6 protein-coding genes are annotated in these 9,162 nt (G+C 73.9%); all 6 read left to right on the forward strand.

Going from position 1 to position 9,162, the window contains the following annotated elements; all coding sequences use genetic code 11:
* Positions 1-64 precede the first annotated feature (64 nt).
* The 6 genes from ABT158_RS18155 (at position 65) to ABT158_RS18180 (ending at position 8,936) form a co-directional block, all read left to right on the forward strand.
* Positions 65-898, forward strand: a complete 834-nt coding sequence (locus tag ABT158_RS18155) for an alpha/beta fold hydrolase (protein ID WP_352354589.1) — start codon at positions 65-67, stop codon at positions 896-898.
* Between the two features lie 25 nt (positions 899-923).
* The gene (locus ABT158_RS18160) at positions 924-1,784 is read left to right on the forward strand and encodes a VOC family protein (protein WP_352354591.1); all 861 of its coding nucleotides are present in this window, start codon (positions 924-926) and stop codon (positions 1,782-1,784) included.
* A gap of 27 nt (positions 1,785-1,811) precedes the next feature.
* Positions 1,812-3,581 carry an FAD-dependent oxidoreductase gene (locus ABT158_RS18165; RefSeq protein WP_352354593.1) on the forward strand — a complete coding sequence of 590 codons (1,770 nt, stop codon included), beginning with the start codon at positions 1,812-1,814 and terminating at the stop codon, positions 3,579-3,581.
* A gap of 6 nt (positions 3,582-3,587) precedes the next feature.
* Entirely contained in the window at positions 3,588-5,144 is a 1,557-nt protein-coding gene (locus tag ABT158_RS18170; protein ID WP_352354595.1) for an FAD-dependent monooxygenase, read from the forward strand.
* Between the two features lie 137 nt (positions 5,145-5,281).
* Positions 5,282-7,279, forward strand: coding sequence for an acetate--CoA ligase family protein (locus ABT158_RS18175; protein ID WP_352354597.1), 1,998 nt, complete (start codon positions 5,282-5,284; stop codon positions 7,277-7,279).
* The gene (locus tag ABT158_RS18180) at positions 7,260-8,936 is read left to right on the forward strand and encodes a (2,3-dihydroxybenzoyl)adenylate synthase (RefSeq protein ID WP_352354599.1); all 1,677 of its coding nucleotides are present in this window, start codon (positions 7,260-7,262) and stop codon (positions 8,934-8,936) included. The genes ABT158_RS18175 and ABT158_RS18180 overlap by 20 nt, the downstream gene beginning before the upstream one ends.
* Positions 8,937-9,162: the final 226 nt, after the last annotated feature.

Consider the following 9,162-nt stretch of genomic DNA (forward strand, 5'->3'; position numbering starts at 1 on the left):
CGTCCGCCCGATCAACAGATCATGCCGGGCAATGCCCGTACAGCACGGGAAGGAACCCATTCCAGTGACCGAGCGCACCGTCGAGACCAACGGCTATTCCACATTTTTTCTGGAAAGCGGCGACGACGACCGCGAGACCGTGATCCTGCTGCACGGCGGCGGCCCCGGCGCCAACGCGATGTCCAACTGGAGCGGCTTCATGCCCGCCCTCAGCGACGACTACCACGTGCTGGCCCCCGACCTCGTCGGCTACGGCCGCACCGACCATCCCGAGGACATGCCGGGCAGCCTGACCGGCTGGATGCGCCTGCGGGTCGAGCAGGTGCTCGCCCTGATGGACGCCCGCGGCGTCGAACGGGCGCACCTGGTCGGCAACTCGATGGGCGGCGCCCTGGCCATGCACCTGGTGATGACGGCGCCGCAGCGCTTCGACCGGATCTCCCTGATGGGCAGCGCGGGCGGGCACTCGCAGCCGACGCCCGAGGTCATGCGGATGGTGTCCTTCTACAAGGACCCGACGATCAGCGCCCTGGAGAACCTCACCAAGTGGTTCGTCTACGACGAGGACGCGCTCGGCACGTCGATCTCGGAGATCACCAGGACGCGTTACCAGGAGGTCATGCGGCCCGAGGTGCGGCGTTCCTTCGAGCGCTTCTTCTCCTCCTCGCCCGCCGAGATGGCCGTGCCGCCGTCGGCGCTGCGCCGGATGCCGCACCCGTTCCTCGTCGTGCACGGCCGGGAGGACCGGTTCGTCACCCCCGACTCCAGTGTCTTCCTCCAGCAGCACCTGCCCAACGCGCAGCTGCACATCTTCCCGCACTGCGGCCACTGGGTGCAGATCGAGCGCGCCGCCGAGTACGCGGCGCTGCTGCGGGGCTTCCTCACCGACGCGTTCTGACCCCGTACGACAGGAGACATCAGGCATGGACATCAAGCAGCTCGGCTACCTCGGCCTGTCCGCGCGCGAGCCGGACGCCTTCACCGCCTACGCCACGGACATCCTCGGCATGCAGCGGGTCGCGGGGGAGGACGGCGCCACCCACTTCCGCATCGACGACGTGCACCACCGCATCACCGTCGAGGCCGGCGAGCAGGACGGCGGCGCCTACTACGGCTGGGAGGTCGCCGACGCCGGCGCGCTGAGCGCCGCGCTCGACGAGCTGAGCGACCACGGCGTCGTGGCCCGCCAGGCGACCCAGCGCGAGCTGGAGATCCGCCGCGTGGCCGGCATGGCGCACTTCCTCGACCCGGCGGGCAACCGGGTCGAGCTGTTCCACGGGGCCTCGGCGGGCGAGGGGCAGTTCACCTCGGCGCGCGACATCGAGCGGTTCGTCACGGGCGACCTCGGCCTCGGCCACGTGGTGCTGGCGAGCCCGGACGTGGCGGCCCAGCAGCGGTTCTACACCGACGTCCTGGGGTTCAAGATCAGCGACACGATGCGCAGGCCGTTCCAGGCCACGTTCCTGCACACGAACCCGCGCCACCACAGCATCGCCTTCGTGGACGGCCCGTTCTTCGGCATCCACCAGCCGTTCCTGCACCACTTCATGCTGGAGGTGCCCGACATGGACCAGGTCGGGCGCACCTACGACCTGGTGCTGGACCGCGACGTCCCGGTCACCATGACGCTCGGCCGGCACAGCAACGACCAGATGTTCTCCTTCTACGCCGAGTCCCCGGTGGGCGTGCACACCGAGTTCGGCAGCGGCGGCGTGCTCATCGACGACGCGACCTGGCAGGTCACCGAGATCCCCGGTCCCGACCTCTGGGGCCACCGGCACTGACGTCCCTCCCTTCTAGGAGCCATTGACATGGAAACCCGCACCCCCGTCGTGGAGACGGACGTGCTGATCGTCGGCGCCGGCCCGGCGGGCGCCACCGCCGCGGCGCTGCTCTCGACGTACGGCATCGCCAACGTCGTGCTCAACAAGTACGCCGGGGTCTCGAACACGCCTCGCGCGCACATCACCAACCAGCGCGGCGTCGAGGTGCTGCGCGACCTCGGGCTGGAGGGCGAGGTGACCAAGAACGCCACCCCCCAGCACCTGATGGGCGAGCACGTGTACGCCACCAGCCTCGCCGGCCAGGAGCTCGGCCGCCTGCGCACGTGGTACACCCACCCGCACTTCAAGGCCGAGCACGACCTGGCCAGCCCGTGCTCGGTGTGCGACCTGCCGCAGCACGTGCTGGAGCCCATCCTGGTCAACGCGGCCGCCGCGCGCGGGTCGTCCGTGCGCTTCAACACCGAGCTGCTGACGTTCACGCAGGACGACGACGGCGTGACCGCCCTGGTCAAGGACCGGCTGACCGGCCAGGAGTACGGCATCCGCAGCAAGTACCTGATCGGCGCGGACGGCGGCAACTCGACCGTCGCCGCGCAGGCGGGCCTGCCGCTGGTCGGCAAGATGGGACTCGGCGGCTCGATCAACGTGGTGTTCGAGGCGGACCTCACCCGCTTCGTCGAACACCGTCCGGGCGACATGTACTGGTTCGTCCAGCCGGGCGTCGGCCACGACGGCAACGGCATCGGCGTGCTGCGCATGGTGCGCCCGTGGACCAAATGGGTCGGCGTGTGGGGCTACGACGTCGAGGCCGGGCAGCCCACGCTCACCGAGGAGGACGGCGTCCGCATCGCCCACCAGCTGATCGGCGACGACCAGGTGCCGGTGACGGTCGAGTCGATCTCCACCTGGGCGGTCAACGACGTCTACGCCACCGACAACATGGCGGGCCGGGTCATCTGCGTCGGCGACGCCGTGCACCGGCACTCGCCCATGAACGGCCTCGGCTCCAACACCTCCATCCAGGACAGCTACAACCTGTGCTGGAAGCTCGCCATGGTGCTGCGCGGCCAGGCCGCCCCGGCGCTGCTCGACAGCTACCGGGACGAGCGGCTGCCGGTCGCCAGGCAGATCGTCCAGCGCGCCAAGCGCAGCGACGGGCTGATGCCGCAGCTGTTCAAGGCGCTGCGGCTGCCGCCCGCCTCCGGCGCGGCGGAACTGCGCGACGCCCTCGACGCCCTGCTGCCGCCGACGGCCGAGGGCGGCGAGCGGCGGCAGGCGTTCGACGCCGCCATGCAGGCCACGATCATGTGCTTCAACACGCACGGCGTCGAGACCAACCAGCACTACACGTCCGGCGCGATCGTGCCCGACGGCACGCCCGAGCAGCCCGCGCCGCGGGACGAGGAGGTCTACCACTTCGCCTCCACCCGTCCGGGACGCCACCTGCCGCACGTGTGGCTGACCAGGGACCAGCAGCGCGTCTCCACCTTCGACCTGTGCGGCCGGGGCCGGTTCACCCTGCTCACCGGCATCGGCGGCGCGGCCTGGCGGGAGGCGGCCGAGCGCGTCTCCGAGCGGCTGGGCGTGCCCGTCCGGGTGCGGTCGATCGGCCGCGGCTGCGACTACGAGGACAGCTACGGCGACTACCGCGCCCTGTCCGAGGTGGGGGATGACGGGGTGCTCCTGGTCCGTCCCGACCACATGGTGGCCTGGCGGTCCGCGTCGATGGCGGACGATCCGGAGGCGGCGCTGAGCGCCGTGCTCGGCCGGATCCTCGGCCCGGCGACCAGGGAGTAGCGGGCCATGCGCATCGCGGTGGCCGGTGGCGGGCCCGGCGGGCTGTTCTTCGCCGCGCTGATCCGGCAGGCGGACCCGTCGTGCGAGGTGACCGTCTTCGAGCGCAACCGCGCCGACGACACCTTCGGCTTCGGCGTGGTCTTCTCCGACCGGACCCTGGAGACGATCCACGAGGCGGACCCCGTGCTGCGCGCGGCCCTGGCCGAGCACGGCAGGCACTGGGACGACATCGAGGTCCGGCTGAAGGGCGAGCGGATCAGGTGCGGCGGCAACGGCATGGCCGCGGTCGTCCGGCGCACGCTCCTCCTGCTCCTGCAGGAACGGGCCCGCGCGGTCGGTGCGGACCTGCGGTTCTCCACCGAGGTGAGGCTCGCCGACCTGACCGGTTACGACCTGGTGGTGGCCGCCGACGGGGCCTCCTCGCGGATCCGCGAGGAGCTCGGCCCCGGCCTCGGCTCCCAGGTGGAGACCGCCGCGGCCAAGTTCATCTGGTTCGGCACCGACCACCTCTTCGACGGGCTCACCTTCGTCCACGAACGCGGCCCCGACGGCGTCTTCGCGGTGCACGGGTATCCGATCTCCGGCGCCATGTCGACGTTCATCGTGGAGACCGACGAGGCGTCCTGGCGGCGGGCCGGTCTCGACGCGTTCGACGAGAGCCGGCCGCCCGGGGTGAGCGACCTGCGCTCCAAGGCGTACCTGGAGACGCTGTTCGCCGAGCACATCGAGGGCGGCCGGCTGCTCACCAACAACTCCCGGTGGGCCAGTTTCCGCACCCGCCGCACCCGCCACTGGCACACGACGGACCCGCGGCCCGTCGTGCTGCTCGGCGACGCCGCGCACACCGCGCACTTCTCCGTGGGCTCGGGCACCAAGATGGCCATGGAGGACGCCGTCGCGCTCGCGCGGGCGCTGACCGGGCACCCCGGCGACCTGGCGGCCGCGCTCGCCGGCTACGAGCGGGCCGCCCAGCCGCCGGTCCGGCACATCCAGGACTCGGCGCGGCCCAGCCTCGCCTGGTGGGAGAGCTTCGGCGGCTACCACGACGCCCTGGAGCCGTGGCAGTTCGCCTACCACTTCCTGTCCCGCAGCATCTCCGACGCGCGCCTGGCCAGACGTGCGCCGGAGTTCGTCGCGTCGGCCCATCGCCGGTGGCGGGACCTGCACGGCGCCGCCCCTCTGGAGACGGGCTTCGAGGCCGCCGGGTGGTCGGCGTCCGGCCGGCTGCTCGACGTCCTGCCCGGCGCGGACGGCGCGCCCGCCGCCGTCCGGGGGAAGAACGATCTGCCGCTCTCCGCGACGCCGCTGCCCGGCGCGTGGGGCGCCCTGCTGGAGGCGCCGGGCACCGAGGACGGGCTGCCCGACCTGTCGGGGTTCGCCGCGGCCGGCGCGACCCTGGTCGCCGTGCACGGCGGCACGGCCCTGACCCGTACCCGGCTGTGCGAGGAGGCACGGATGCGCGCGGGACTGCCCGCCCTGCTGATCGATCCGGACCCCGACCGCGACCGGGCCCTGACCACGGTGCTCTCCGGCCGCGCCGACCTGGTCGGAGTGCTCTCATGACCGGCCTCGGACCCGACCGGAGTGCTCGCGTGAACGGTCTCGGATCCGGTTCGGGTGCTCGTGCGGACGGTCTCGGATCCGGTTCGGGTGCTCGTGCGGGTGATCTCGGGCCGTTGTTCGGGCCGCGGGGTGTCGCGGTGGTCGGCGCGTCCCGGGACCCCGGCAAACTGGGCGCCGCCATGGCCCGTTCGCTGTCCGGTTTCGACGGGTTCCTGGCACTGGTGAACGCGCGCGACGACGCCATGCACCCGTCCGTCGGCGCCGCCGCCGCGGCGGGCCCCGTCGATCTCGCGCTGCTCTGCGTGCCCGCCGCGGCCTGCGCCGGCGTGCTCGCCGAGGCGGCGGAGGCGGGCGTGCGGGCCGCCGTCGTGTGCGGCGGCGGGTTCGCCGAGGCGGGCGGCGCCGGGATCGAGCACCAGCGACGCCTGGCCGCCGTCGCCCGGGACTCGGGCCTGCGCCTCCTCGGCCCCAACACCAGCGGCTTCCTCGCCCCGCACGCGCGGCTGACCGCCAGCTTCGTCCCCGGCGCCCACCGGGTGCGGGCGGGCGCCGTCGCCGTCGTGGCCGCCAGCGGCGGCGTCAACCACGCCCTGGCGTTCGCGCTGACCGAGGCGGGGCACGGCGTCAGCCTCGCCGTCGGCCTCGGGAACGCGGCCGGCGTCACCGCCCCCGACGTCCTCGACCACCTCGCCGACGACCCCCGCACCACCGCCGTCGCGCTGCACGTGGAGTCGGTGGCGGACGGGCCCCGGCTGGTCGAGAGCGTGCGCCGCCTCACCGCCACCCGGCCGGTCGTCGCCCTGGTCGTCGGCCGCCACGACGTCGGGGCCTTCGCCGCCTCGCACACGGGGGCGCTGGCGACCTCCTGGCGCACCACGCGCGCCGCGCTGGCCCAGGCGGGGGCGGTCCTCGTGGACGACGAACGGGAACTCGTCGACGCCGTCGGCGCGCTCGCGGTGACCCGGGCCCGCCCGTGCGCCGACCCGGGGGTGGGTGTCGTGACCGCCCAGGCGGGTCCTGGCCTGCTGCTCCTCGACGACCTGCGCGGACGCGGGATCCGGGTGCCCGAGCTCGCTCCCGGCACCCGGAAGACCCTGGCCGGGCTGCTGCCGCCGCTGACCTTCCAGCGCAACCCGGTCGACACCGGCCGTCCGGGGCCCGAGCTGGGCGCGGTGCTCGCCGCCACCGGCGCCGACCCCGGCGTCGACGTCATCGCCGGGTACGTCCTGCACGAACCGGACGCGGTCGACGTCGTCGCCGCCGTCGCCGAGGGCCTGACCGGCGGCGTCCCCGTCGTCCTCGGGCTGGCGGGCACGGGCGACGACGTCGTCCGCGACCGCGCGGCCCTGCGCGAGTCGGGCGTGCCCGTGGCCGCCGACGCCCGCGGCGTCGCCGCCGCCACCGCCGCGCTGCTGGCCGACGCCCGCGCGCGGACGGCCCGCCCGGCCGCCTCCGCCCCCTGGCGGGCGCCGGCCGTCCCGGCTGACCGGTACGACGAGCACACCGGCAAGGACCTGCTCGGACGGCTGGGCGTGGCGACCATGCCCCGCCACGCCTGCGCGGACCGGGCCGCCGCCCACGCCGCCTTCGACTCCCTCGGGACGGCGGTCGCGGTGAAACTGCTGGACGCCGACGTCCTGCACAAGACGGAGATCGGCGGCGTGCACCTGGGCGTGTCCACCTCCGCCGGCCTGGACGCCGCGCTCGACGCGCTGGACGCGGCGGGCGCGCGCCGCTACCTGGTGGAGGCCATGGCGCCGGCCGGGATCGATCTGGTCGTCGGCGCGCGGCGCGACCCCGTCTTCGGGCCCGTGGTGCTCGCCGGGCTGGGCGGCACGGTGGCCGAGGCCCTGGCCGACGTCGCCGTCCGGCTCGCCCCGCTGTCTCCCGGCCAAGCCGCCGGCATGGCGGCCGAACTGGCCGGACGGGCGCTGCTCGCCGGGTGGCGCGGCGGCCCCGTCCTCGACCCCGACGACCTCGGCACGATCGTCTCCAGGCTCGGCGACCTGCTCGCCGCCAACCCGCTTCTGGACGAGATCGAGGTCAATCCGCTCCGGCTCACGCAGCGAGGTCTGATCGCGCTTGACGCCGTCATCCTCACCAGGAAGGCCGACGATGCCCACCCCGATCACTGAGCACACCGTGCCCTGGCCCGACGCCGACGTCACCCGTTTCACCGAGCAGGGTTACTGGGCCGGGGTCGCGATCGGCACCCTGCTGCGGGAGGCCGCCGACCGCCATCCGGACGCCGTCGCGCTGGTAGACGGGCCGGGGCTGCGTCTCACGTACGGCGAGCTGGCCGATCGCGCCGACGCCGCCGCCGTGCGCCTGCGCGACCTCGGCATCGCGCCGGGCGAGCGGATCGTCATGCAGCTGGGCAACTCGTGGGAGTTCGTCGTCCTCCTGCTGGCGTGCCTGCGCGCGGGCATCGTGCCGGTGATGGCGCTGCCCGCCCATCGCCGGGCCGAGCTGAGGTATCTGGCCGTGCACGCCGAGGCGGTGGCGATCGCCGTCCCCGACCGGAGCAGGGACTTCGACCACCAGCGGCTCGCCCACGACCTCGCGGCCGACGTGCGCGCCGCCACCGGGGCCGGATGGCGGGTGCTGGTCGCCGGGGACGACGTCGCGCCGGGGAGCGTCGACCTGCGGGCCCTGTGCGGCCCGCCCACCGGCCGGACCGGCTTCGACCTGCCCGCCCCCTCCTCCCGGGACGTGGCCGTCTTCCTGCTGTCCGGGGGCACGACGGGCCTGCCCAAGCTCATCGCCCGCACCCACGACGACTACGCCTACAACGCCCGGGCCAGCGCCGAGGTCGCCGGGGTCACGAAGGACTCGGTCTACCTGGTCAGCCTGCCCGCCGGGCACAACTTCCCGCTCGCCTGCCCCGGGATCCTGGGCGTCCTGCTCGCCGGGGGCCGGGTGGTCATGCTGCCCTCGCCCGAGCCGGTACGGGCCTTCGCCACGATCGAGGCGGAAGGCGTCACGCACACCGCGGTGGTGCCCGCGGTCGCCGGCCGCTGGCTGGAGCGGGCCGTGCGGCACGGCGCCGGGCAGCTCGCCACCCTGCGGGTCGTCCAGGTCGGCGGCGCCCGCCTCGCGGACGAGCTGGCGTGCCAGGTCGAGCCGGTGCTGGGGGCGCGGCTGCAGCAGGTGTTCGGCATGGCGGAGGGCCTGCTGAACTTCACCCGCCTCGACGACCCCGTGGAGACGGTGTGCGGCACGCAGGGCCGTCCCCTGTGCCCCGCCGACGAGCTCAGGATCGTGGACGACCAGGACCGGGACGTGCCGGACGGCCAGCCGGGGCTGCTGCTCACCCGCGGGCCGTACACCCCTCGCGGGTACTACCGGGCGGCGGAGCACAACGCCCGCTCCTTCACCGGCGACGGCTGGTTCCGCACGGGCGACATCTGCCTGCGCACCCCCGAGGGCAACCTCGTGGTGGCCGGCCGCGACAAGGACATGATCAACCGGGGCGGGGAGAAGATCTCCGCCGAGGAGATCGAGAACCTCGTGTACCGGCTTCCCGCCGTGAGCCAGGTCGCCGCCGTGGCCATGCCGGACCCCGTGCTCGGGGAGCGCGTGTGCGTGTACGTCGTGCCGCGGGCCGGGGCGACGGTCACGCTGGAGGAGATCCGGGCGCGGATGGAGAGCGCCGAGGTCGCCCGCTTCAAGCTGCCCGAACGGCTCGTCGTCGTCGAGGAGCTCGCCTGGACCAAGGTCGGGAAGATCGACAAGAAGGCCCTCAGGACCGACATCGCCGACCGCCTCAAGGCCGAGCTTGCCGGGGGGTGACGGAACCGGCCGCCGCTCCGGCGCGTACGGTCGGCGAGCGTCCCTGCTCGGTGCGTGCTCGTCGGCGGCGTAGCGCCATGTCAGGCCCGGCGCGGCGGCTGCACGGACTTTTTGCGTGACCGAAATCCCGATAAATACGGGCTTGTGGTGGATTACGGCGCTCGGGAAGGATGCTGGGAGGCGGACGGTGATCCCGTCCGATCGCAGGCGAGACGAAGGACGCCGG

It is taken from the genome of Nonomuraea sp. NPDC001636 (assembly GCF_040298265.1).
Lineage (GTDB): Bacteria > Actinomycetota > Actinomycetes > Streptosporangiales > Streptosporangiaceae > Nonomuraea.

What these genes read in the sequence shown, in the direction of transcription:
- ABT158_RS18170 (WP_352354595.1), top strand. Translation starts at nt 3,588, where the DNA reads ATGCGCATCGCGGTGGCCGGTGGCGGGCCCGGCGGGCTGTTCTTCGCC.
- ABT158_RS18160 (WP_352354591.1), top strand. Translation starts at nt 924, where the DNA reads ATGGACATCAAGCAGCTCGGCTACCTCGGCCTGTCCGCGCGCGAGCCG.
- ABT158_RS18180 (WP_352354599.1), top strand. Translation starts at nt 7,260, where the DNA reads ATGCCCACCCCGATCACTGAGCACACCGTGCCCTGGCCCGACGCCGAC.
- ABT158_RS18165 (WP_352354593.1), top strand. Translation starts at nt 1,812, where the DNA reads ATGGAAACCCGCACCCCCGTCGTGGAGACGGACGTGCTGATCGTCGGC.